20 protein-coding genes are annotated in these 24,656 nt (G+C 61.4%); 10 read left to right on the top strand and 10 right to left on the bottom strand.

Annotated elements, in window-relative coordinates:
• Window positions 1-7 precede the first annotated feature (7 nt).
• From phnE to phnN, 4 genes are all read left to right on the top strand, one after another.
• Window positions 8-1,354 (top strand): phosphonate ABC transporter, permease protein PhnE, encoded by a 1,347-nt coding sequence (phnE, locus tag AC13Q5_RS31140; protein WP_075856442.1) that lies wholly within the window; start codon window positions 8-10, stop codon window positions 1,352-1,354.
• Between the two features lie 189 nt (window positions 1,355-1,543).
• The gene (locus AC13Q5_RS31135) at window positions 1,544-2,230 is read left to right on the top strand and encodes a DUF1045 domain-containing protein (protein ID WP_488504288.1); all 687 of its coding nucleotides are present in this window, start codon (window positions 1,544-1,546) and stop codon (window positions 2,228-2,230) included.
• Window positions 2,231-2,245: 15 nt separating this feature from the next.
• A complete protein-coding gene (locus AC13Q5_RS31130; protein WP_075856444.1) occupies window positions 2,246-3,385 on the top strand; it encodes an alpha-D-ribose 1-methylphosphonate 5-triphosphate diphosphatase in 1,140 nt (379 codons plus the stop codon).
• Complete coding sequence (gene phnN, locus AC13Q5_RS31125) at window positions 3,382-3,987, top strand: phosphonate metabolism protein/1,5-bisphosphokinase (PRPP-forming) PhnN (RefSeq protein ID WP_488504287.1); 606 nt, start codon at window positions 3,382-3,384, stop codon at window positions 3,985-3,987. Before AC13Q5_RS31130 ends, phnN begins: the two co-directional genes overlap by 4 nt.
• A gap of 27 nt (window positions 3,988-4,014) precedes the next feature.
• Here phnN and AC13Q5_RS31120 read toward each other — a convergent pair whose 3' ends face one another.
• A complete protein-coding gene (locus tag AC13Q5_RS31120) occupies window positions 4,015-4,320 on the bottom strand; it encodes an immunity protein Imm33 domain-containing protein (RefSeq protein WP_425298727.1) in 306 nt (101 codons plus the stop codon).
• Window positions 4,317-7,319, bottom strand: a complete 3,003-nt coding sequence (polA, locus tag AC13Q5_RS31115; protein ID WP_488504286.1) for a DNA polymerase I — start codon at window positions 7,317-7,319, stop codon at window positions 4,317-4,319. The genes AC13Q5_RS31120 and polA overlap by 4 nt, the downstream gene beginning before the upstream one ends.
• Before the next feature lie 539 nt (window positions 7,320-7,858).
• Here polA and AC13Q5_RS31110 point away from each other — a divergent pair.
• A complete protein-coding gene (locus AC13Q5_RS31110) occupies window positions 7,859-8,275 on the top strand; it encodes a MarR family winged helix-turn-helix transcriptional regulator (RefSeq protein ID WP_075856448.1) in 417 nt (138 codons plus the stop codon).
• Between the two features lie 80 nt (window positions 8,276-8,355).
• On the opposite strand, the gene AC13Q5_RS31105 is transcribed toward AC13Q5_RS31110, so the two are convergent.
• The gene (locus tag AC13Q5_RS31105; RefSeq protein WP_488504285.1) at window positions 8,356-10,698 is read right to left on the bottom strand and encodes a bifunctional diguanylate cyclase/phosphodiesterase; all 2,343 of its coding nucleotides are present in this window, start codon (window positions 10,696-10,698) and stop codon (window positions 8,356-8,358) included.
• A gap of 199 nt (window positions 10,699-10,897) precedes the next feature.
• On the opposite strand from AC13Q5_RS31105, the gene AC13Q5_RS31100 reads away from it, so the two are divergent.
• Both AC13Q5_RS31100 and AC13Q5_RS31095 read left to right on the top strand, forming a co-directional pair.
• A complete protein-coding gene (locus tag AC13Q5_RS31100) occupies window positions 10,898-12,286 on the top strand; it encodes a M20/M25/M40 family metallo-hydrolase (RefSeq protein ID WP_457880997.1) in 1,389 nt (462 codons plus the stop codon).
• A 123-nt stretch (window positions 12,287-12,409) separates the two neighbouring features.
• Window positions 12,410-13,333, top strand: a complete 924-nt coding sequence (locus AC13Q5_RS31095; protein ID WP_488504283.1) for a nucleoside hydrolase — start codon at window positions 12,410-12,412, stop codon at window positions 13,331-13,333.
• A 48-nt stretch (window positions 13,334-13,381) separates the two neighbouring features.
• Here the strand turns inward: AC13Q5_RS31095 and AC13Q5_RS31090 are convergent, their stop codons facing one another.
• From AC13Q5_RS31090 to AC13Q5_RS31065, 6 genes are all read right to left on the bottom strand, one after another.
• Window positions 13,382-14,374 carry an alpha/beta hydrolase gene (locus AC13Q5_RS31090; RefSeq protein WP_488504282.1) on the bottom strand — a complete coding sequence of 331 codons (993 nt, stop codon included), beginning with the start codon at window positions 14,372-14,374 and terminating at the stop codon, window positions 13,382-13,384.
• A 58-nt stretch (window positions 14,375-14,432) separates the two neighbouring features.
• On the bottom strand, window positions 14,433-15,602 hold the full coding sequence (locus tag AC13Q5_RS31085) for a M20 aminoacylase family protein (RefSeq protein ID WP_457881000.1): 1,170 nt from the start codon (window positions 15,600-15,602) through the stop codon (window positions 14,433-14,435).
• An 81-nt stretch (window positions 15,603-15,683) separates the two neighbouring features.
• A complete protein-coding gene (locus tag AC13Q5_RS31080; protein WP_457881001.1) occupies window positions 15,684-16,745 on the bottom strand; it encodes an ABC transporter ATP-binding protein in 1,062 nt (353 codons plus the stop codon).
• Window positions 16,742-18,295, bottom strand: a complete 1,554-nt coding sequence (locus AC13Q5_RS31075) for an ABC transporter permease (RefSeq protein ID WP_244557989.1) — start codon at window positions 18,293-18,295, stop codon at window positions 16,742-16,744. The genes AC13Q5_RS31080 and AC13Q5_RS31075 overlap by 4 nt, the downstream gene beginning before the upstream one ends.
• Before the next feature lie 211 nt (window positions 18,296-18,506).
• A complete protein-coding gene (locus AC13Q5_RS31070; protein ID WP_075856483.1) occupies window positions 18,507-19,523 on the bottom strand; it encodes an iron ABC transporter substrate-binding protein in 1,017 nt (338 codons plus the stop codon).
• Between the two features lie 120 nt (window positions 19,524-19,643).
• Window positions 19,644-20,528, bottom strand: coding sequence for a LysR family transcriptional regulator (locus tag AC13Q5_RS31065; RefSeq protein ID WP_457891540.1), 885 nt, complete (start codon window positions 20,526-20,528; stop codon window positions 19,644-19,646).
• Window positions 20,529-20,627: 99 nt separating this feature from the next.
• On the opposite strand from AC13Q5_RS31065, the gene AC13Q5_RS31060 reads away from it, so the two are divergent.
• A complete protein-coding gene (locus AC13Q5_RS31060; protein ID WP_488504280.1) occupies window positions 20,628-21,035 on the top strand; it encodes a CidA/LrgA family protein in 408 nt (135 codons plus the stop codon).
• Entirely contained in the window at window positions 21,022-21,720 is a 699-nt protein-coding gene (locus AC13Q5_RS31055; protein ID WP_488504278.1) for an LrgB family protein, read from the top strand. The genes AC13Q5_RS31060 and AC13Q5_RS31055 overlap by 14 nt, the downstream gene beginning before the upstream one ends.
• A 62-nt stretch (window positions 21,721-21,782) precedes the next feature.
• Here the strand turns inward: AC13Q5_RS31055 and AC13Q5_RS31050 are convergent, their stop codons facing one another.
• The gene (locus AC13Q5_RS31050; RefSeq protein ID WP_075856459.1) at window positions 21,783-23,120 is read right to left on the bottom strand and encodes an MFS transporter; all 1,338 of its coding nucleotides are present in this window, start codon (window positions 23,118-23,120) and stop codon (window positions 21,783-21,785) included.
• Window positions 23,121-23,513: 393 nt separating this feature from the next.
• On the opposite strand from AC13Q5_RS31050, the gene cyoA reads away from it, so the two are divergent.
• Window positions 23,514-24,632 (top strand): ubiquinol oxidase subunit II, encoded by a 1,119-nt coding sequence (gene cyoA / locus AC13Q5_RS31045; protein WP_488504277.1) that lies wholly within the window; start codon window positions 23,514-23,516, stop codon window positions 24,630-24,632.
• Window positions 24,633-24,656 lie beyond the last annotated feature (24 nt).

Here is a 24,656-nt window from a genome sequence, read left to right as displayed (position 1 = left end):
GTTGACCATGTCCGTCATCGACGCCGGCCGTATGCAGGAAATCGAAGCGCGTTACCCGGAGGTTCTTCACCGATCCTTCCGCCAGCGCTTCGGCGCGCTGATGATGTTCATCGGCGTCATCCTCTACGGCATCTATGCCGTGTGGTTCTTCGACCTCCCGAAAGTCATTTCGGAAGCGCATTGGGAGCGCGTCGGCATCTATCTCAGCGAATGGATCAGCTACGACGTGCAGCCGGAATTCCGTATTTCCGGCGACAAGATCAGCATCAAATATCCGCGCTTTTCGCCGCTGGGCGACAATCCCAATCCGGATTGGGTCAAGACCAATCCCGATGGCAGCATGACCGTTTCCGTCAGCGGCACGAGCCGCACCGTGACGGTGACGAAGACGCAGGCGATCGTCACGGCGCATGGCGTCACGATCCCGATCGATATTACCGGCGACGCGCCGAAGCTTGTCGGCTCCGAGCCGGTTCCCAGCTGGATGACGGTCTATGACGACAATATCCTGGTCAATCTCGGCTTTGCCGGCGATGCCAGCATTTCAACCGACCGCGTCAAGATCCGCAAGCGCTTCCTCGGCTGGGCCAATTTCGTTTTCGACACGCATTCGCCCTTCTTCGACAAGCCGGCGAGCGAAGTCATCAGCCTGATTGTCTCCGGGCCGCGGCTGGACCCGGCCCAATCCAATCTCTCGCTGGCCTTTGACAATATCTGGAACAACGGCGCCTGGCAGCATGGCGATGTCTGGACCAAGCTGTTCCAGACGATCGTCATGGCCTTCCTCGGCACGCTGCTCGGCTCGCTCGCGGCCTTTCCGCTGGCCTTCCTGGCCGCCCGCAACATCACGCCGAACCGGCTGCTCAATCAAATACTGAAGCGCTTCTTCGACTTCCTGCGCTCGGTGGACATGCTGATCTGGGCGTTGTTCCTGACCCGCGCCTTCGGCCCCGGTCCGCTCGCCGGCAGCGGCGCGATCTTCCTCACCGAGACGGGTACGCTCGGCAAGCTCTATTCCGAAGGCCTCGAGAACATCGACAACAAGCCGCGCGAGGGCGTGAAGTCCACCGGCTCGCCGACCATTCTCGTGCATCGCTATGGCATCATGCCGCAGATCGTGCCCGTCATCGTCAGCCAGACGCTCTATCAGTGGGAATCCAACGTGCGCGGCGCCACCATCATCGGCGCGGTCGGTGCGGGCGGTATCGGCCTGAAGCTTTGGGAAGCGATGCGCACCAACGCCAACTGGGAAAACGTCGCCTACATGGTGCTGCTGATCCTGATCGTCGTCTTCCTGTTCGATGCCGCATCCAACGCCTTGCGCTCGCGCCTGATGGGTACGCGGGTCAAATAAAAAAGAACCAGAAAAAATCGTTCCGCATCATCATTCTGTCACGGGAATCCGGTAGCGCAGGCCGGCAAGACCGTAGCGGTCCAACCGGCTTTAGCCGGATTCAGGCCGTTGCTGCCTTGCTGCTCTTGCGGTTTGTCGCAAATCACCCAACAGTGTCCCGCGCAGCCGATTTTTCCAAGGAATGCAGCCTTGCGCTATGCTCTCTATTTCACGCCGCCCAAAGACGATCCGTTGACATCGCTTGCCGCCCGCTGGCTCGGCCGCGACGCATTTTCGGGCGAGATTTTTTCAGACAAGGCCATGGCACCATTGCCCGAGGGGCATGCCGAACTGACGGCCGATCCGCGCCGCTACGGCTTCCATGCCACGCTGAAGGCGCCTTTCGAGCTTGCAGCTTCCGTGACCGAGCGCGATCTCCTCGATGTCGCCACTGAATTTGCGGCGCAGACCAAGGCCTTCACCATTCCGGAACTGGTGCTTGGCCAGCTTGGCCATTTCTTCGCGCTCGTGCCCGGCACCCTCTACCCGCCGCTGCAGGATTTCGCCTCGCGCGTCGTGAAAACCTTCGAGCCGTTCCGCGCACCGCTTTCCGACCATGATATCGTACGACGCAAGCCGGAAGGCCTGACCGAACCGCAGCGCGCCAATCTGCTGCGCTGGGGCTATCCTTACGTCAATGACGAGTTCCGTTTCCACATGACGCTCACGGGACGCGTGCCGGCCGAACGTCAGCCCGAGTTGCAGGACATCCTGCGCGAGCGCTTCGCCGAGCATACCGGCAAGCCGCTCGACATTTCCGGCCTCGCCATCTTCGCCGAAGACGAGCGCGGCGCTCCCTTTACCGTCCGTTCCTGGCTGCCGCTTGCCGGCGCCTAATAAGAAAGACCTGACATGACCAAAGAAACCGTCCTTTCCAACGCCCGCATCGTCCTCGAAGACAAGGTCATCGAAGGTTCCGTGCTGATCCGTGACGGTCGTATCGCCGCCATTTCCGAGGGCAAGTCCGAGATCGGCGAGGATTTCGAGGGCGATTTTCTGATCCCCGGTCTGGTCGAGCTGCATACCGACCATCTGGAAGCGCATTACTCGCCGCGGCCAGGTGTTCGCTGGAACAAGACGGCCGCGATTCAGGCCCATGACGCCCAGATCGTCACCTCGGGCATCACGACAGTCTTCGACTGCCTGCGCATGGGCTCCGACGAGGACGGCGGTTTCGAAAAGGGCGAGATGCGCGACATGGCCGACGCCATCCAGGCCGCCCAGCGCGAAGACCGCCTGCGGGCCGATCACCTGATCCACCTGCGCTGCGAGGTCTCTTCCGACAACGTGCTCGATCACTTCCAGGATTTCGAGAAGGACCCCTACGTTCGCCTCGTCTCGCTGATGGACCACGCGCCGGGCCAGCGCCAGTTCCAGACCATGGACCAGTACATCTTCTACTATCAGAAGAAGCGTGGCCTGAGCGACGAGGCTTTTGCCAAGTTCGTCGCCAAGCGCCAGGAAGAATCGGCCAAGTATGCCACGCCGCACCGTGATGCGATCTCCAAGGTCTGCTCGGAGCGCGGCATCACGGTTGCCAGCCATGACGATGCAACGCTCGCTCATGTCGACGAAGCCATCAACTATGGCGTTCGCCTCGCCGAGTTCCCGACCAGCATCGATGCTGCCAAGGCCTCGCACGGTGCCGGCATGAGCGTGTTGATGGGCGCGCCGAACATCGTGCGTGGCAAGTCGCATTCAGGCAACATCGCCGCTCGCGATCTGGCCGAACTCGGCGTTCTTGATGTGCTTTCCTCCGATTACGTGCCGCTCAGCCTGCTGCATGCCCCCTTCATCCTTGCGGACGAAGTCGAGGGCATTTCGCTGCCGCAGGCGATCGCCATGGTGACGGCGACGCCGGCAAAGACGGTCAGTCTGAATGATCGCGGCCGCATCGCTGAGGGCTTGCGCGCCGATCTGGTGCGCGTCCGCCGCGATCATGGCGTTCCGGTCACGCGCTCCGTCTGGCGGGAAGGACGCCGGGTCGCATGAGCGCGGACGCCAATATCAAGCCGGCTAATCTCGGTCTGGCGGATACGACGGCGGGCACGCTTGCCGTCGTCGTCGGCCCGAGCGGTGCCGGCAAGGATACGCTGATGAACCTGGCCGCCCTGCACTTTGCCGGCCGTCCCGACGTGCACTTCGTGCGCCGCGTCATCACCCGCGACGGCGATGCCGGCAATGAGGATCACAGAAGCGTTTCCGAAGCGGATTTCGATGCGATGGAACAGGCTGGCGCCTTTGCCGTCTCCTGGGAGGCGCATGGCCTGAAGTACGGCATTCCGGCCGAGGTCTTCGATGAGCTTGCGCAGGGCCATCTGGTAATTGCCAACGGCTCACGCTCGGCGCTGCATCACTTTCAAAGCGCCTTCCCGCGGCTGAAGGTCATCAATATCACCGCCACGCGCGAAGTGCTGGCCGAGCGCCTGATGGCGCGCGGACGCGAGAGCCGCGAAGACGTGCTGAAGCGGCTGGAGAGAAGCTCGCTGACCGTTGAGGGCAGCTACGACGTCGCCGATATCGACAATAGTGGTACGCTCGAAGAGGCAGAACGCGCCATCATTTCCGTGCTGGAAACGCTGGTCCGCAAGTAAGCTTATGCCAATGGCGGTGATCGAAGATCATTCGACCCGCCACACATCCTCATAACCCTGATCGTCGATGATGAACCGCGTTCCCACCGGAAGACGGAGGTATTTGACGACGGCGGGCAATAACTCGCTCAGATGCGCCGTGTGCACGGGTTGATAAAAGTCCTTGGCGTCGGAATATTCGCCACAATAGAAAAACCAGCTGATATTGCCGTCCTCGGGCGCGGCCTGCCGCACCCCATGGATCGGCATGCAGCCGAGCGTCGACAGGGCGAGGGCCACCATGTCTTCCGGCTCGGTTTCCGACTTGCCCGGTTCGAGCTCGCTCCCGCTCAGTGCGCCTCATCCCAGTTATGAGCGGCGCGGGCGTCGACCTTCAGCGGCACGGCCATGTCGACCGCCGGCATGGCGGCGTTTTCCATGACCGAGACGATGATCGGCGTCGTGCGCTCGACATCGGCATCCTCGACTTCAAAGATCAGTTCGTCATGCACCTGCAGAAGCATGCGCACGCGATCGCCAAGGCCGGCTGAAGCCAGCGCCGGCTCCATCTTGATCATGGCGCGGCGGATGACGTCTGCGGCAGATCCCTGGATCGGCGCATTGATCGAGGCGCGCTCGTTGAAGGCGCGCACGGACGGGTTGGAGGAGCGGATTTCGGGGAAATGGATGCGGCGGCCAAAGATGGTCTCGACATAGCCCTTGTCGCGCGCCGTCTGCTTGGTGCCATCCATGTAGTCGCGGATGCCGGGGAAGCGCTCGAAATACTTTTTGATGTAATCGCCGGCTTCCGAACGCTCGATCGAGAGCTGATTGGCGAGACCGAAGGCGGAAATGCCGTAGATGATGCCGAAGTTGATCGCCTTGGCGCGGCGGCGCACCTCGCTCGGCATGCCCTCCACCGGCACGCCGAACATTTCGGATGCCGTCATCGCGTGAATGTCGATGCCGTCTTCGAAGGCCTGCTTGAGCTGCGGGATGTTGGCGACATGCGCCAGCACGCGTAGCTCGATCTGGCTATAATCGGCGGAGACAAGCTTGTGGCCCGGCGTCGAAATGAAGGCCTTGCGGATCTTGCGGCCCTCCGCCGTGCGCACCGGAATATTCTGCAGGTTCGGCTCTGAGGACGATAGGCGTCCGGTCGTGGTGGACGCCAGCGAATAGGAGGTGTGAACGCGCTTCGTCTCGGGATGGACGTAGCCCGGCAAAGCATCCGTATAGGTGGATTTCAGCTTGGTGAGCTGGCGCCAATCGACGATCTTGCGCGGCAGTTCGAAGCCGGCGGCCGCCAGATCCTCCAGCACCTGCGCGGACGTCGACCATTGCCCGGTCTTAGTCTTGCTGCCGCCCGCCAATCCCATCTTGCCGAAGAGAATGTCGCCGAGCTGCTTCGGAGAGCCGATATTGAAGCGTTCACCGGCCAGATTGTAGATCTCGTCCTCAAGGGCGGCGGCGCCCTGCGCCAGCTCGCCGGAAAGGCGAGAAAGGATCTGCCGGTCGATGGTGATGCCACGCTCTTCCATATGGGCAAGCACCGGCACGAGAGGCCGCTCCAACCGCTCGTAGACGACTGAGAGTTTTTCTGCCGCAAGTCGTGGTTTCAGCACCAGCCACAGGCGCAGCGTCACATCGGCATCCTCGGCGGCATAGGCCGTGGCGCGTTCGATATCGACGAGATCGAAGGTGACGTTGGACTTGCCGCTGCCGGCCACATCCTTGTAGGCGATCGGCTTGTGGCCGAGCCAGCGCTCGGAAAGGCTGTCCATGCCGTGCGTGGCGTTGGAGCCGCCATCGAGCACATAGGAAAGCAGCATCGTGTCGTCGAACGACTTCGTCTCAATGCCGTAGCGCTTCATCAGCAGGTAGTCGTATTTCAGGTTCTGCGCGATCTTGAGGATGGAGGCATCCTCCAGCAGATCCTTCAATCTCGACAGCGCATCGCGCAGTGGGATCTGATTGTCGGCCAGACCGCCTCCGAGCAGGTCGCCGACGCCGTTCTTGTGGTTGAGGGGCACATAGGCGGCGCGGATGGAGGCACCCGTCGGATCGTTGCGGTTGTCGGCGATCGCCAGCGAGAAACCGACAATCTCGGCTTGCATGACATCGAGCGACGTCGTTTCGGTGTCGAAGGCGACGATGCCGGTCTCACGCGCATCGGCGATCCAGCGGTCGAGCGTGGCGATATCGCGAATGGTCACATATTTCGAATGATCGATCGGTGCGGTGGCAAAGCTTGCAGCACGCGCATTGGCAAGCTCCGCCGGCTCCGTCAGCCCTTCGACAGCCAGACGCGGCTTGACCGCCGGCGCCGGCACGGAAGCACCTTCAGCCGAAACCTCGCTGCCAGCCACGAGTTCGACATTTTCGCCGACATCGAGATCCGGGCCATGCGCGGTCTCGGCCAGCTCGACCTTGACGACGGCGGGTTCGATCGCCGCCGGATCGCAATCGCAGGCATCGGCCACGCGGCGCGTCAGCGAGGTGAATTCCATCGCCTTGAGGAAGCCGATCAGCTTCGGACCGTTCTGCGGCTCGAGAACCAAGGCGTCCAGGTCGAGATCCAGCGGCACATCGGTCCTGAGCGTCACCAGCTGGCGGGAAATGCGCGCAAGCTCGGCATTGGCGATGATGTTTTCGCGGCGCTTCTGCTGCTTGATCTCGTCGGCGCGTGCAAGCAATGTATCGAGATCACCGAATTCTTCCAGAAGCTGCGCCGCCGTCTTCGGGCCGATGCCGGGAATGCCAGGCACGTTGTCGACCGAATCGCCGGTCATGGCCTGCAGGTCGATCATCTTCTCAGGCGGAACGCCCCATTTCTCGATGACGTCGGGAATGCCGATCTGCTTGTCCTTCATGCTGTCATACATGTGGACCATGGGCGTGACGAGCTGCATCAGGTCCTTGTCGGACGAGATGATCGTCACATCGGAGCCGGCTGCCTCCGCCTGGCGGGCATAGGTGGCGATGATGTCGTCAGCCTCGAAGCCGTCGGTCTCGATGCAGGGCAGGTTGAAGGCGCGCGTCGCCTCGCGGATGAGGCCGAATTGCGGGATCAGCTCTTCCGGGGGTGCTGCACGATTTGCCTTGTATTCCGGGAAAATCTCCTTGCGGAAGGTCTTCGAGGAATAGTCGAAAATGACGGCGAAATGCGTCGGCGTCACCCCGACCGAGGTGTCGCGCGCCGAAGTCAGAAGCTTCCACAACATGTTGCAGAAACCGGAGACGGCGCCCACAGGCAATCCGTCGGACTTGCGCGTCAGCGGCGGCAGGGCGTGAAAGGCCCGGAATATGAAACCGGAGCCGTCGACGAGGAAGAGATGATCACCTTTTTTCATGGAAGCATGGATAGCGTGGCGCACTTCCAACGTCCATATAAACTTCAGTTTTGCAGGCTGGAGCGCCTCCGCTTTTCTTCGACTCGCGGAAACGCTCCGTCTTTTGTTTTTACGCAATTCCGGACGGAAAACCGCGATACACTTTTGTTGGAAATGCTTTGATGAGAGGACCAAATCTCTCACCGAAACGTTACTAACTTTTAATCAATCTAATCTGCGCATTCCCTTGAAAAACCACATTCGGAACCACAAATTCTACTCACCGGCGATTGATACGCCGCGGGTCTGGCAACCGGCCTGTCCCCCGCCATGTCAGACTTGGACAAAGGCCTATCCCCTCTCCGGGCCTTTGTCCCCCCTTTCATGAGCCGCCATGGCGTCCCCTCCAGGCCATGGCGGCTTTTTCATGCGAAAAGTACAACCTATAAACGTGAAAAAATCGGCTGAAGTTGCTGATTTCAGAGGAGCTCTACCCAAATAATTGCTGATTGTCTTGACCTTGAATTATCGGCATATTTGCAATCATGGGATTTAATCGGATGGACTCCGCAGCCTACCTTGCCAGTCAAATGGCGAAGGGATTCGCTCGCTCGTTACAACAACGCGCGGCGAAGCTTGGCTTTTCCCCCGGTCAGTTTCCGATCCTACTGGAACTATGGTCCGAAGACGGGCTCACACAGAAGCAACTGCTCGAAAGGGTCGACATCGAACAGGCGACGATGGCCAATACACTGTCGCGCATGGAGCGAGACGGGCTGGTGGAGCGCCGCCCGCATCCGTCGGACAAGCGGGCGCAGCTGATTTTCCTCACAAGCAGGGCTGCGGCCATGCAAGCGGAAGCGATCGAGGCCGCCATGGCCGCCGACACGGATCTTCTCAAAGACTTTCGTCAGTTCGAACGCGAACTGCTGCTGGAATATATCCGGCGCGTGCTGGAGAATGCCAAGCAGCTCTAGCGCGATCCTGGGAAAGAGCACCGCAGCTTTCCGCCTTTGATTGCATCAAAAGAATACTACCCTTCAAAGCAGCGAGTGCCCTAGCCCCGCCCGACCACCTTATCCAGCGCAATATGGTATTGGCTGGGTCCGACATCCGGCTTGCCGAAGAATATGCCTTGAAGCTGCGCACAGCCTTCCTCGATGACGATGCGACGCTGGGTTTCCGTTTCCACACCTTCCGTTACGACCGGCATGTTCAGGCTGTGCCCGAGACCGATGATGGCGCGCACGATGGAACGCGCTGCCGGATCATGCTCGAGGGCGCCGGTGAAGCTGCGGTCGACCTTGATCTTGTCGAAGGGGAAGGCGCGCAGATTGCTGAGCGAGGAAAAGCCGGTTCCGAAATCATCCATGACCACACGGACGCCGAGGCGATGCAGCCGCTGCAACGTCGCGATGACGGCCGTGCGTTCACGCATCAGGGCTGCCTCGGTAATCTCCAGTTCGAGGCGCTGCGGCTCGAGGCCGGTCTTGCGCAAGATCCGCTCGATCTGGTCATAGAGGGTCGGGATCATGAATTGCAGCGGCGAAAGGTTTACCGCGACGCTTGCGGGTTCGCTCCAGCGTACCGCCTCCTGGCATGCCTGCTGCAGCACCCATTCCCCGATCGCCACGATCGAGCCGCTTTCCTCGGCAATCGGAATGAAGGTTTCGGGATCGATCACGCCCCGCTCCGGATGCGCCCAGCGCAAAAGGGCCTCATAGCCACTAACCCCATCGCTGCCGACATCATAGATCGGCTGATACTCCAGAAAGAGCTGTCTGCGGAGAATGGCCTGGCGCAGATCGTTTTCGAGCTGGCGGCGCATGCGCACGGCCTTGTCCATTTCGGCATCGAAGAAGCAGGCGTGGCCACGACCGGCATGCTTGGCGCGATAAAGCGCCATATCCGCATTGGCGTAGAGCTGCTCGGCGCTGGTGCCGTCGCGCGGGTAAATGGCGATGCCGATGCTGACGCCGACGGCGGTCGGATCTCGAGCCGTATCCATCTCCATGCCGAATTCCGCAAGAATACGCTCGGCAAGACGCGTGGCCCCCTCAGGTTGCCGCCGCTTGGGCTGGATGATGGCGAATTCGTCGCCACCGAGCCTTGCCACCGTGTCACCATCCTCGATCACGCGCTGCAGGATGCCGGCCACCTTGCAGAGGATACGATCCCCTTCCGCATGTCCGAAGACATCGTTGATAGCCTTGAAGCGGTCGAGGTCCAGACAGAAAATCGCGACTTCGCCACCCCGCCGATTGACCATCTGCAGCGCCTGGCGCATGCGCTGGTCGAACAGCGAGCGGTTGGGAAGATCCGTCAATATGTCATGGTGCGCCAGGTGCTCGATCATCTGCTGCGCCTGGCGACGCTCGGTCAGGTCGCGCACGACAAGCACGCTGCATTCGTAGCCGCGATAGGTGATGGAACGCCGCACGGTTTCGACAGGGATTGCCTTGCCGTCATGGCCCGATAGCGTCGTCTCCAGCGGAATGGCGACTTCGGCATGGATATCCATGTCGATGGTGAGGAAGACTTCGGGCGCAACACCGATCACCTGCTGTGCCGACCAGCCGGAAATGGCAAAGAAGCGCTCGTTCGCATCGATCACCCGACCGTCACGGACGATGAGCAGCCCTTCCAGCGAAGCATTGGCGAAACCGCGGAGGTCAGTCAAATGACGGTCAATGAAGATGGCGCCGAGAGCAATGAGGATCAGCCCCATCGCTGCAGCCATGACGATGCCGGCAAGGATGCTTCGATCCATGGAGAGAGCAGCATCCGATGCGCCCACTTCGGGCGTGAGCGTGACGCCGCTCATCGCGGTGAAATGCAGGGAGCAGATCGCAAGCAGCAGAAGAAGAGCGCCAGCCATAATACGTCTGAAGCCATGAAGGCTGCGAAACATCAGGAAAGCCAGCGAGGAGAAGATGGTGCCGATGGCGACGGAAGCGATGACGCGCGGTATATCGAAGGTAAGCTCTGCCGAGGCTTCGATGGCCTGCATGCCTGTGAAGTGCATGGCGGCTATTCCAAACGCTATCAGCATGCCGCCGACCGCAAAGGAAACGCGATTATCCCATTCGAAGGCGACGGCGATGGCGAGCCATGAGCCGACGATGGCAAGAACCACCGAAAGCACGGTCAGCGAAACATCATAGGAGATCGGAAGGCTGCTTTCATAGGCGAGCATGGCGATGAAATGCGTCGCCCATATGCCGACACCGCTGGCGAAAGCCGCAGCAACAATCCAATAGCGACGCTGATGCGACTGGCATTCCTGCGCACGCGAAAAAAGAAGCATGGTGGCAAGGCTGCCGATGAGGCAAATGACTGCCGCCACAACAATAAGCCTGAAGTCATGATCGTCACGAATACATGCAATCACTGAAAACATTACGCGTCTCCAGAATACGCTTCTGGATTGAGGTTATTTCTAATAATCTAAAAAACTTGTAAACTACATACGCAACTAATCACATAAGAGCGCACCTCGATCGAAAGACGCAAGCTACGGTAAATTTTCAGTTTTAACGCCTCGAAACCGACAGGCCTTTGGTCTATCGTCCCTCCAAATCTCATGCAAGGAGTCGGACATGACCGATCTATCGCCCGTTCTCGATCGCGCCGATCAGAACCTGCCTTCCAGCCTCGACAATCTCTTCGAACTGCTGCGCATCAAGTCCATCTCCACGGATCCGGACTACAAGGCGGAATGCCGCAAGGCGGCGGAGTGGCTGGTTGCCTATCTGAACTCGCTGGGCTTCAAGGCCTCCGTGCGCGACACGCCCGGCCATCCGATGGTGGTCGCCCATCACGATGCCGGCAGCGCAGATGCTCCGCATGTGCTGTTCTATGGTCACTACGACGTGCAGCCGGTCGATCCGATCGACCTTTGGGAAAGCGATCCTTTCGCCCCGGCGATCAAAGACGTGGGCAATGGCCGAAAGATTCTGGTCGGCCGCGGCACCTCCGACGACAAGGGCCAACTCATGACCTTCGTCGAGGCGGTACGCGCCTATAAGGAAACCAGAGGCACGCTGCCGGTGCGCATTACCATTCTGTTCGAGGGCGAAGAAGAATCCGGCTCGCCCTCCCTCAAACCCTTCCTCGAAGCCAATGCCGCCGAGTTGAAGGCAGATTTCGCCCTCGTCTGCGACACCGGCATGTGGGACGGCGATACACCGGCAATCTCGGCTGGCCTGCGTGGATTGGTGGGTGAGGAAATCGTCATCACCGCAGCTGACCGCGACCTGCATTCAGGTCTCTACGGCGGTGCCGCCGCCAATCCCATCCATATCCTCACGGATATCCTCGCCGGCCTGCATGACGAGACGGGACGCATAACCCTTGCCGGCTTCTACGAGGGTGTTGAGGAAACGCCCGCCAACATCAAGGCCTCCTGGGAGACGCTCGGGTTGACGGCCGAAAAATTCCTCGGCGACGTCGGCCTGTCGATCCCGTCGGGCGAAAAGGGCCGTTCGGTGATGGAGCTCACCTGGGCGCGCCCGACGGCCGAAGTGAACGGCATCACCGGCGGTTACACGGGCGCCGGCTTCAAGACGGTGATTGCGGCCAAGGCATCGGCCAAGGTTTCCTTCCGTCTCGTCGGCCAGCAGAACCCGGCAGCGATCCGCGAAAGCTTCCGCGCCTATGTCCGCTCGAAAATCCCAGCGGACTGCTCTGTGGAATTCCATGAGCACGGCGGCTCGCCCGCCATTCAGCTTTCCTATGATTCACCGTCACTCACCAAGGCGAAGACAGCGCTCTCCAACGAATGGCCGAAGCCTGCCATCGTCATCGGCATGGGCGGCTCGATCCCGATCGTCGGCGATTTCCAGCGGATGCTCGGCATGGAATCCCTACTCATCGGTTTCGGCCTCTCCGACGACCGCATCCATTCGCCGAACGAGAAATACGAGCTGCGCTCCTACCACAAGGGCATCCGCTCCTGGGTCCGCGTGCTCGACGCGCTTGCCGACTAAGCGATCTGCGGGTGCGCATGCGCACCCGCTGCCATTCCCGACGGATGGCACGGAATGCCGTCATCCGGGGTCAAGGGCCAAGGCCGCCATCGTGTCAATTCATAGCCGCCGATGAGATAAAACATGGGAATCTGGATCGATACCGATATGGGGTTCGATGACATCGCCGCCATCCTGGTGGTCACGCATTCGGATCTCGCCATCGACGGCGTTTCGCTGGTCAGCGGCAATGCACCATTGTCCCATGTCCAGGCCAATGCGGCGAGTGCGGCAGCGGTCTTCAATTGGACGTTCCCGATCCATACCGGCCGTGAGCTGCCCGTGCTTTGCAAGCTGGAAACGGCACAGAGCATTCTCGGCCAGACAGGCATTCCAACGACCGGCAGAAGCCTGCCGCCAGCCGATCCGCTTCACGTGAGCAATGCCTTTGATGCCCTCAGCAATTGGCTTTCCGACGGCAACGGACCGAAACGCATTCTGGCGCTCGGGCCGCTCACCAACATCGCGGCGCTGGCGCTCGCTCGGCCGGATCTCGCCGCCCGCATCGACGAGCTGACCTGGATGGGCGGCGGCGTCACCTCGGGCAATCATACAGCATCGGCAGAGTTCAACGCCTTCGCCGATCCAGAAGCGCTCGCCATCGTCCTTGCCCACGGCCTGCCGTTGCGCATGATCGATCTCGACATCTGTCGCAAGGTGCTCGCCTGGCCCGAAGATGTCGCCCATTTCCGGAAGATAGCCGGCGAAAAGGCGCAGCTGCTCGCAGACCTGCTCGAGGGCTACGTCAACATCGCCATCAGCCGCGGCAGGCAGGCCATGGCGATCTATGATCCGACAGCGGCCGCCATTTTTGTCGAGCCTGACATCGCCACTCTTCGGCATGCTCGGATCGACGCGGAATTGCAGGGGCAGCATACGCGCGGGCGCACCGTCGTCGAAATGCGGGCGTCGCATGGGCAATTCAATGCCCATTTCGCCGCCGAGATCGATGCGGAGAAGGCGCGGCGGATCATATTCGACGCGCTGCTTCGGGAAGCCGGTCGCTAGTCCCTTTGGTCCGGAACAGCGATCGTCGATCCCTGCTCCCCAGGTGTTCTAGGCCAGCCCCAGATGCTGCTTCACGAAACGCGTGACCTCCTCCGCTAACTCCCGATCCTCCGGCGCTCCCATAAAGCCGCCATGCGGCATGGCTTCGAAGACGTGAAGCTCGACGGGGACGTCTGCTCGGCGCAGGAGACGATGCATGCGCACCGCATTGGAGAGGAACAGGTCCCGCGTGCCGCTCTGCAGGAACGTCGGCGGAAAACCCTTCGAGAAATCGCCGAAGAGCGGCGAAAGATAGGGATGAGCGAGATCCGCACCCTCTGCATAAAGCAGATTGTTCGGCATGAGCGACCCCGGCAGAACGACATCGACAAGCCGATTGACGTGAAAGCTGTCTCCCGACTCCGTGAGATCCAGTTCCGGCGAGAGGAGAACCAGCGCGGCCGGCAGCGGCAAGCCTTCATCGCGAGCGCGTAATGTCATCGCAGCCGCCAGATTGCCGCCGGCCGAGCGTCCACCGACGATTACATTCTCCGGCCTATGCTGCGTCAGCACGTGGCGATAGACCGCCATGCAATCGTCAAGCGCTGCGGGATAGGGATGCTCCGGCGGCATGCGGTAGTCTATGGCGTAGCAGCGGATGCCATGTTGGTCGGCCTGGCTCTGCGCCCCGGCGCGACAGGCAGCTCCGCCACCGACGACCAGCGCGCCGCCATGAAGATCGATATAGACGGAGTCTTCCGGGAACGCGCCGTCTGGCGACGCGATGTGGACGCAGGCGCCCTCGATTTGCACCGTCTGCACGCTGGCGCGCACTTGCGTCGCCAGCCTCTCGGCCGCTGCCTGATAGTAGACATCGGCGAAGGCTTTCAGCTTCATCCAGCCATCGAAATCGCTGACGTCAGGCATGACATGCAGCGCATTCAAGGGGGTCCCGTCGTCACCGACGGCTCGCCGCAGCGCTGTCTGCGCCTCCGCACTTATCGACGTCGGAAACGGCACCGTCCGCTCCGGCAGTTTCACTCCGTTGTACTTATCGTTCATGATGTCTCTCGGCAGGTTCGTCTGCGAATGGCCGCCGACGTCTTGATGATGATCCCGGTCAGGCCTGCAATTCCTGTTCGACCAGCGTCGTCCAGAAGGCCACGCCCGAAGCGATTGCTTCGTCGTTGAAGTCGTAGGCGGTATTGTGGTGCAGGGCGCCATCGACAGCCGGGCCATTGCCAAGCCAGACATAGCAGCCCGGAGCGTTCTGGCCGAAGAAAGCAAAATCGTCGCCGGCGGTCGATGGCGGAAAGTGGGTTTGCACGTTCTCGCCAAAGACGGCCGTCGCAGCTTTCAGCGCCCGCGCTGCGGCATCGGCATCGTTGACGACGGGCGGGATGCGGCGCTCGAACTGGTAATCGACGGCAATGTTGAACATCGCAGCCGTACCATGCGCCAGGCGCCCGATTTCCTCTTCGAGCTGATCGCGAACCTCCGGCGTATAGGCGCGCGCCGTGCCGCCGATCTCGACCATATCGGGAATGACGTTCAGTGCCTTCGGATCGCCCGCCTGCAAAGAGCAGGCGCTGACGACAGCCGGCTGCAGCGGATCGACCACACGCCCGACGATGGTCTGCAGCGAAGACAGGAAGGTCGCGGCCGCCGTAATCGGGTCCTTGCCGAGATGCGGCTTGGCGCCGTGGGTTCCCGTGCCGCGAAAGGTGACGCGCCATGTATCCGACGAGGCCAGCTGCGGCCCCTCGACGACGGCCATCTCATCAACTGCAAGGCCCGGCATATTGTGCAGCCCGTAAACGGCATCGCAGGGGAAAAGATCGAAAAGACCCTCTTCAACCATACGCCTGGCACCGCCACGACCTTCCTCTGCCGGCTGGAAGATGAAGTGTACCGTGCCGGAAAAGCCGCGCCTGGCGGCAAGCTGGCGTGCGGCGCCGATCAGCATGGTCGTGTGACCATCATGTCCGCAGGCGTGCATCTTGCCGGGGATGGTGGATTTGTAGGGCCGATTGGCCTTCTCTGGCATGGCGAGCGCATCCATATCGGCACGAAGGCCGATGCGGCGCGTGCCGTTGCCGACCTGCAGCGTTCCCACCACACCGGTCTTGCCAAGGCCGCGATGCACCGTCAGCCCCGCTTCCTCCAGCAAGGTGGCGACGATGCCGCTGGTACGCTCCTCCTCGAAGCCGAGTTCAGGGTGGGCATGAAGGTTGTGGCGAAGCGACGTCAGGAAGGGGAGATCGGGCTCGATCTCATCGAGAAAGGACATGGGAGATTCCTTCGGCATAGAGCACGATGATGGCGTGCCCTATCTTCCCCAAAGCCGTGCCCGCTTCAACCCAAATGACGCTCAGGCACCGAGCTTGTTGAAGACATGTGCCTTTCCGATAACGGTCACCGAAACCATGCTGCCGATTTCGGGCAGGCCGACGCCGGAACTCTTGATGTTCAGCGTCTCCGAACCATTGGCATCGGAGAGCACGACCGTGACAGCGCAGACGGCGCCGCCAAACTCGATTTCCGTTACCTTGCCGATGCAGGCAGCACCTGCCCCGGCCTCATCGATGGCCCCGAGGCGCAATTGCTCGGGCCGCAGCATGATGTCGGTGCGCCCCTGCCGGCTCTCGATATCGACCGGAATCTGTCCCAGGACACATTTTGCCGATCCGTTGTGGAGATCGGCCGGCAGCACGATGGCATCGCCCAGGAAGAGCGCCGTCTCGCGATCCCTGGGCGTGAGATAGAGGGCTTGTGGCGTTCCCGCCTGAATGAGCGTGCCTTCACGCAACACGGCGACCTGATCGGCAAAGGACAGAGCCTCCGCCTGGTCATGCGTCACCAGAACCGCCGTGATGCCGGCAATCTGCAGCACGCGGGCGACGGCCTTGCGCATGTTTTCGCGCAGGCCGGTGTCGAGCGCGGAGAAAGGCTCGTCGAGCAGCATCAATCGCGGCTTGCGGCCAAGCGCGCGGGCAAGCGCAACGCGCTGCTGCTGGCCGCCGGAGAGCTGGTGCGGGCGGCGGTCGAGCATGCCGCGATCGAGTTCGACCATGTCGATGAGGGCGTTGATGCGCTGGTCGCGGTCGCGCGCGCCGCGCTCCATGCCGAAACCGATATTTTCGGACACGCTCAGATGCGGAAAAAGGGCGCCATCCTGCGAGACGATGCCGATGCCGCGACGATGTGCCGGCACGATGGCTTCACCATCCGCCAGGGTCTCACCCTGCAGCACGACCTGGCCTGCATCGGGCACCTCGAAGCCGGCGATGATGCGCAGCAGCGTCGTCTTACCCGAGCCGGACGGGCCGACGATGGCCGTGCGGCTGCCGGCGGCGACCGTAAGATCGATATTGTCGAGCGCATGCACGGGGCCATAGTGCTTGCTGATATTCTTGATCGCCAGAAAGGTCATTGTCCGGCCGTCCGCTTGGATTGCACGTAAAGGAGAAGGGTGAGCGGCAGCGACAGGACGACCATCATGAAGGCGTAGGGTGCTGCGGAAACATAGTCGATCTCGCTGGTCAGCGACCAGAATTTCGTCGCCAGCGTTTCCGTGCCGTTGGGGGAGAGCATCAGCGTTGCCGTCAGCTCGTTGGTGATGCCGAGTGCTACGAGCGCCACACTGGCGGCGAAGCCGGGAGCGGCAAGCCGCATGGTGATCTGCCGCACGGCCTGCGCCGGCGTGCGGCCGAGCGCCATGGCGGCGCGCTCGAGTTCGACGGGCGCCTGGGCGATGCTGGCGCGCAGGCCGACCATAGCGCGCGGCAGGAAGAGCAGGATATAGGCGAGCAGCAGGGTTGCGAAGGTCTGGTAGAGCGGCAGGACAAGCCGGACGGTGATCGACACCAGCGCCAGCGCGACGACGACGCCCGGCAGCGAACCGACATAATAGTGGCAGGCTTCGAGAATGCGCTGCAGCCGGCCCGGCGCACGCACCGACAGCCAGGCCATGGGAGCTGCGGCAATGGTGGTCAGAAGACCGCCGGCAACGGCCAGCGCAATAGTCTGCAGCAGGGTGGAGCCGACCGTATCGATCCGCCAGACGCCGACACCGCCAAGATAAAGCCAGCGCGCCAGGGTGACGAAGGGAACGCCGAGCGTCAGTATGGCGGTCACGACCGGCAGCGCGATGGCAGGAACCATGAACCAGCCAAGACGGCGGCGATCCGTCGGCCGCGCCGCACCGGAACCGACGCGGGCATAGCGTTCGTTGCCGCGCACCAGCACCTCGATGCCGAGCAGCAGCAGGCAGCAGAAGACGAGAACGCCGCCGAGCATGTTCGCAGCCGGGCTGTTATAAGCCGACTGGAACTGATCGACGATCGCGGTCGAGAAGGTATCGAAGCGGATCATCACGTAGAGACCGTATTCCGCCAGGAGATGCAGGCCGATCAGCAGCGAACCGCCGCAGATGGCGAGGCGAAGCTGCGGCAGGATCGCGCGGAAGAAGACGCGCCAGGGGCCGAGGCCGAGCGAGGCAGCGGCATCCTCGATTGCCGGATCGAGCCGGCGCAGGGCGGCGGCAACAGGCAGATAGAGGAAGGGATAATAGGCTAGCACTGAGACCAGCACGCCGCTCCAGAGCCCGCGCATGCTCGGCACGAGGCTGACCCAGGCATAGCTGTGCACGAAAGCGGGCACGGCAAGCGGCGCAACCGCCAGCCAGGACCAGATGCGCGCGCCGGGAATATCGGTGCGCTCCGTCAGCCAGGCGAGTGTCACGGCCAGCAGGATGGAGAGCGGGATGGTGCAGACTTCAAGCAGGACAGTATTGACGAGCAGTTCGCCGACGCGATTGCGGAAGATCAGGGCGATGACCTCGGCCCAGCCCGTATCGATCGTGATCCAGATGATGAAGCCGAGCGGCACCAGGCTCAAAAGCGCGACGACGGAAGCAAGGGCGACGACGGAAGCATGCCGGACACGGCTGCGGGGAGCGGCCGTCAACGGGGGCATTCGCATGGCGGCTGGCTCGCCGGCGTATGTGTTCTTCTGCAGCAAATCCGAGCTGCCTTTCACGCCCTGAAATAGGAAGGCAACCGCCGCTTGCGGCGATTGCCCGATCGATTGGCCTAAAGGCCATCCGTATGCCCCTAGCAGGGCATAGGACAAGGATGCAAGAGCCAAGCCCGTCCGAACGCGCTCTAAAAGCGCCGCGGCGCGGGCCCTGGGGTTAGATGAGGCCTGCTTCCGTCATCAGGTCGGTGACCTTCTTGCTGTTCAGCTTCGAAGGCTCGACCTTCGGCGCCTGCAGCTCGGAGATCGGCACCAGCTTCGCATTGGAAGCTTCGCCGTTGCCGACGGCATATTCATAGGAGTCGCCATCGCGCAGAACGGCCTGGCCGCCCTTGCCGGTGATCCACTTCAGGAAAGCCTGTGCTTCCTTCTGATGCTGGCTGGATGCCAGCACGCCGCCGCCGGAGATGCTGACGAAGGCGCCCGGATCCTGGTTCTTGAAGTAGTGCAGCGAGACGTTCTTGCTGTTTTCGCCGGTCTTGGCCTGATCGCCGAACCAGTAGTAGTGATAGATCAGTGCGCCCTGGATCTCGCCGGCGTTGACTGCCTTCATGGCAACGCTGTTGCCCTTGTAGAAACTGGCATTTTCCTTCATCGCCTTCAGCCAGGCGCGGGTTGCGTCCTCGCCCTTCAGCTCAAGGAAGGCGCTGACGATCGCCTGGAAGTCGGCACCGGCCGGCGAAGCGCCCCAGCGGCCCTTCCACTTGGGATCGGCGAGATCGAGCATCGACTTCGGCAGATCGGCTTCCTTCAGCTTGGTCTTGTCATAAGCGAAAACCGTGGAGCGGGCGGCAACGCCGACCCAGTTGCCATCGGCAGCCTTGAAGGTTTCCGGCACCTGGGCGAGCGTCGCGGCATCGACCGGGGCAAAGAGCTTGTTGGCATCGACCAGCGTCATGCCCGGAGAATTTTCCGTCAGGTAGACGTCGGCGGGGGAGGCAGCGCCTTCCTGGATGATCTGGTTGGCGAACTGCATGTCGCTACCATTGCGGATCGTGACCTTGATGCCGGTTTCCTTGGTGAAGCCATCCGCCCAGGCCTGCGTCAGCGCCTCGTGCTGGGCGTTGTAGACGACGATGCCTTCGGAGTCGGCGGCGTTCGCCATCATCGGAGCAACGGCAAGGCCCGCGGCAAGCGCCAGCGCGCTGGTAAGATGAGAAAAGGAAAAAGTCATAAAGTCCTCTCGCGTGAAAAGCACCGCCACCAGGCAGCAATGCGATAGCCTATATTTTTCCTGAGAATTTTTTTCAAGTTTGCACTCAGGTCGCTTTATCACAAAAGTTTGAAATCAGAGTCAAGATTTCGCCGCGATCTCCGCAGCGAGGTCGAGCCAGGCGCGGCCGGCATGCGACAGATAGCCGCCGCGCCGCCAAATCCAGGCCATGTGCCACTCCATGCCCGGTTCGACGACGAGCGCATGGGCGATGCCGGGGCGCTGGCGCTGTTCGGCGATCAGCCGCGGCAGGAAGCCGACCCCGAGTCCCGCAGCGACCAATTCGGCGATAAAATTGATCTGGCTGGAGCGAGCGGCGATATCAGGCGCGAAGCCGGCGGTGCGGCAGGCATCGAGAATGATGCCGTTCAGCGCAAATCCGGTTTCGAACAGAAGGAATGAATTACCCTTGAGCGCCGCGAGCGGCACCGCTTCCTGCCTGGCGAGCGGATGGGAAGATGGCAAAAGCACATGCATGGGCTCGCAGCGCACGCTTTGCCATTCGAAGGCGTCGGGCGTGGGTAGAAGCGAAGCCCCGAGATCGACCTCGTCGGCAAGCACCATTTCCTCGAGCCGTTTCGCCCCCTGTTCGATCAACCTGATCTCGATACCGGGATAGCGATTGCGGAAGACGGCGAATACTGGTGCAAACAGAGCATCATTGCCGATCGGCGGCAGGCCGAGGCGCAAAGTGCCGCGCGTGAGGCCGCGCAACTCGGACAATTCGGCCAGCAGATCGTCGCGGCCGGCGAGGATCGTGATCGCCCGGCGATAGACCACCTCGCCGGCATCCGTCAGCGTCGTGCGATGACCGATGCGGTTCAGCAGCGACAGGCCGAGCTCATCCTCCAACTGGCGCACGGCCTTGCTGACGGCGGATTGGGTCGTGAACACCACCTTGGCGGCTTCCGAAAAGCCGCCCTGGCGCACTACCTCGACAAAGGCTTTCAGCGTCCGAAGCTCCATCACTATTCCATACAGGACTGAATTTCATGAAATCAATTCATTTTATTCATCTCGCAGCAGGGCTTATCTTCAGGCCGTCCGATTTTCCCGAGTTTCCCCATGCGTATCGACCTACAGAATCATCCGAAACTGAGCCGGCTGGCCCAGATCCTGTTGCTGCTCGTCTTCTGGCAGGCGGGCGAGACCATCGTGCGCCTGACGCATCTGCCGATACCCGGCGCCATCGCCGGCATGTTGCTGGTGCTGGCGCTATTTGCGAGCGGCAAGGTCAAGCTGACGAGCATGAAGCGCGGCGCAGAATGGTTTCTTGCCGAAATGCTGCTGTTCTTCGTGCCGGCGGTGCTGGCTTTGCTCGATCATGGCGAATTCATCGGCATCGTCGGGCTGAAGGTGCTCGCGGTGATCTTTGTCGGCACCGTGATCGTCATGGGCGTGACCGCCATCGCCATCGATATCGGCTACCGCCTAATGATGCGCCAGGGAGCGTCCAGCCATGCCCACGATTGAAATCGTCGCATCAGGCCTGTTCTGGCCGCTGGCGACGGTCGGCCTCTACTACGTGTCGAAGGCGCTCTACCGTCGCTGGCCTTCGCTCTGGCTATCGCCGCTGGTGGCCGTGCCCGCAGTCCTGATCGTCATCGCCCTCATGCTGCATGCCAATTACCAGGACTACATGCATGACAGCCGCTGGCTGCTTGCCCTGCTCGGGCCGGCGACCGTCGCCTTTGCCGTGCCGATCTATGAGCAGCGCGATCTCATCAAGCGCTATTGGCCGGTCCTGATGTTCGGAGTTGCGGTCGGCAGCACCACGGCGATGGTGTCCGCGTGGGGGCTTGCGAGCCTCCTTGGCCTTGATGAGAGCCTGCGGCTCAGCCTGATGCCGCGCTCGATCAGCACGCCCTTTGCCATGGTTGTTTCGGGCGATATCGGCGGTGTACCCAACCTGACGGCCGTCTTCGTCGTCATCACCGGCCTGTTCGGCGCCGTTGTCGGGCAAATCCTGCTGCGGCTGCTGCCGCTGCGATCGGGCATGGCGCGCGGAGCGCTCTATGGCATGGGCGCGCATGGCATCGGCGTCGCGAAGGCTCACGAGATCGGTCGGGAAGAAGGATCGATCGCCGGATTGGTCATGGTGCTGGTGGGGATGACGAACGTGCTGGCGGCGCCGCTGATCGCCTGGCTCGTGCATTGAGTTTGAACGAAAAGGCCGCGGCACTTTCATGCCGCGGCCTTTTTCAATTCAAATATTCCGTCTCAGTTATCGCGCGTTTCCAGCGTCTTGCTGAAGAAGATCGCGACCAGCGTGCAGACGACGCCCGACAGCAGATAGAGGCTGGTATAGACGAGGCCGAACTGGCTGGAGAGGGCAAGCGCCACGAAGGGTGCAAAACCGGCACCGATCAGCCAGGACAGATCCGACACGAGGGCCGAGCCGCTATAACGATAGTTCTGGCTGAAGCGCGATGCACTGGCGCCAGCCGCCTGACCGAAGGAGAGGCCGAGCAGCGTGAAGCCGAGCACCACGTAGATGTGACGGCCGGTCGCGCCGCCATCGAGCAGCCAGGGCGCAACGAAGGCGAAGCAGGCGATCAGCACGGCGCCGATGGCCAGCTGATTGCGGCGGCCGATCCGGTCGGCGAGCATACCCGAACAGATGATGGCGAGAATACCGCAGATCGCGCCAAGGAACTCCATCAGCAGGAACGAGCCGGGGGTCTGCTCGCTGTAGAGCGTAACCCAGCCGAGCGGGAAGACCGTGACCAGATGGAAGGTCGCAAAGCTTGCGAGCGGCACGAAGGCGCCGATCAGCACGTCGCGGCCATGCACCCGCAGCAGTTCCGTCATCTTCACGGGTTCGAGCTCGTGGCGCTCCAAGAGCGTGCCGAATTCCTCGGTCGCCACCAGACGCAGGCGGGCGAAGAGCGCAACGACGTTGACCGCGAAGGCGCAGAAGAACGGATAGCGCCAGCCCCAGTCCAGGAAGTCCGCACTCGTGAGGCTCGTTACGAAATAAGCGAACAGCGCGCTTGCCAGCATGAAGCCGATCGGGGCACCGAGCTGGGGGATCATCGCGTACCAGCCGCGATGGTTCGTCGGTGCGTTGAGCGCCAGGAGCGAAGCCAAGCCGTCCCAGGCACCGCCGAGCGCCAGGCCCTGGCCGATGCGGAAGATGGCAAGCAGGATGATCGCATAGACACCGACCTCGGAATAGCCGGGCAGGAAGCTCATTGCCGCCGTCGAGCCGCCAAGCAGGAACAGCGCGATCGTCAGCTTGACGCCACGTCCATACCTGCGGTCGACCGCCATGAAGATGAACGAGCCGATCGGGCGGGCGATGAAGGCGAGCGCGAACACCAGGAAGGAAAGGAGCGTGCCATGCAACGGGTCGGCGAAGGGGAAGATCAGCTTCGGGAAGACCAGAACCGATGCGATGGCATAGACGAAGAAATCGAAGAATTCGGACGTGCGACCAATGATCACGCCGATGGCGATATTGCCGGGGGCTACGGAGCCGCCCGCATGCATGCTGCGGGCATCGCTCTCCAGAGTAGAAGATGTGGGGTTCAGTGATTCATGCGTAACGCTGACCATGCGCGGGAGCCTCCCTCTCCGAGCACGAATTCCTCCACGAATTCGTGCATAATGAAAATGTCGATCAAACGTGCGAACATATCAAGTATCGAGCATGAAATAATTCGCAAATTAGCGATCAAATCGGGCCATTTCCGCGTTTGACGCCACATTTCAGATCAGACGGGAACCGCCGCCGATAGCCATTTGTTCCGATCCAGGTATATTGGCGGCGATAAAAGCGAATGGCCTCATGGAAAACCTTCTGGATTTCTGAGGGTTTTCCCGATACGTGGGACAGCATTCCATACCGCAATGCACTCAAGCTTGCTGCGGTGCGACGAAACACCTCATATCGTTCATGACCGCCGTCCTTTAGTCGCGGTAGGGTCGAAACAAAAAGAGCTTTAAGACGTGCCAAGACTATCGAAGATTTTCAGCCGTTTATCCGTCATCCCATTGTTTTTGCTACTTTCAGGTTGCAATCTTGTGGTGATGGCTCCCTCCGGCGATATCGCCATGCAGCAGCGGGACCTCATCATCGTCTCGGTCGTGCTGATGCTGATCATCATCATCCCGGTGATCTTCCTGACGCTGTATTTCGCCTGGAAATATCGCCAGTCGAACAAAGAGGCGACCTACGAGCCGGAATGGCATCATTCGACACGTCTGGAGCTGGTCATCTGGTCCGCTCCGCTGGCCATCATCATCGCGCTCGGCGCCGTGACCTGGATCAGCACCCATCAGCTCGACCCCTACCGCCCTCTCGACCGCATTGCCGCCGACAAGCCGCTCAGTGCCGACGTGAAGCCGCTGACGGTCGAAGTGGTGGCACTCGACTGGAAATGGCTGTTCTTCTATCCGGAATACGGCATCGCGACCGTCAACGAGATGGCGGCGCCGGTCGATCGCCCGATCAATTTCAAGATCACGGCTTCGGCTGTCATGAACTCCTTCTTCATCCCGGCGCTGGCAGGTCAGATCTATGCCATGCCGGGCATGGAGACGAAGCTGCACGCCGTCATCAACCATCCCGGCGAATTCCAGGGCCTGTCCGCCAATTACAGTGGCGCCGGCTTCTCGAACATGCGTTTCAAGTTCCATGGCCTCAATCAGGCTGACTTCGACCAGTGGGTCCAGAAAGCCAAGAGCCAGGGCACGGCACTCGGCCGCCCGGAATATCTGGCGCTTGCCAAGCCGAGCGAGCGCAATCCGGTGCAGTATTTCAACGCCGTCGATGATGGTCTCTACAACGCCATCCTCAACATGTGCGCCGATCCGAGCAAGATGTGCATGAGCGAGATGATGCACATCGACGCCAAGGGCGGCGGCGGCAAGGAAACCCACGAAAACCGCGAGCGCCTGATCTACGACAACCGCGATGGTGCCTCGGCCGAGGTCACGCCCGTCAAGGCTGAAGGCGATGCTACCCATACCATGCAGCATGGGGACAACTCGATGCAGGGCATGGATATGGGCAACGGCTCTTCTTCCGATTCGTCGACCGGTTCGGCACAGCATCAGGGTCACTGATCCGGTGCGCTCAATAACAAGACA

It is taken from the genome of Martinezella sp. CNPSo 3964, assembly GCF_057784375.1.
This window is presented reverse-complemented; position numbering and strand designations above follow the sequence as displayed.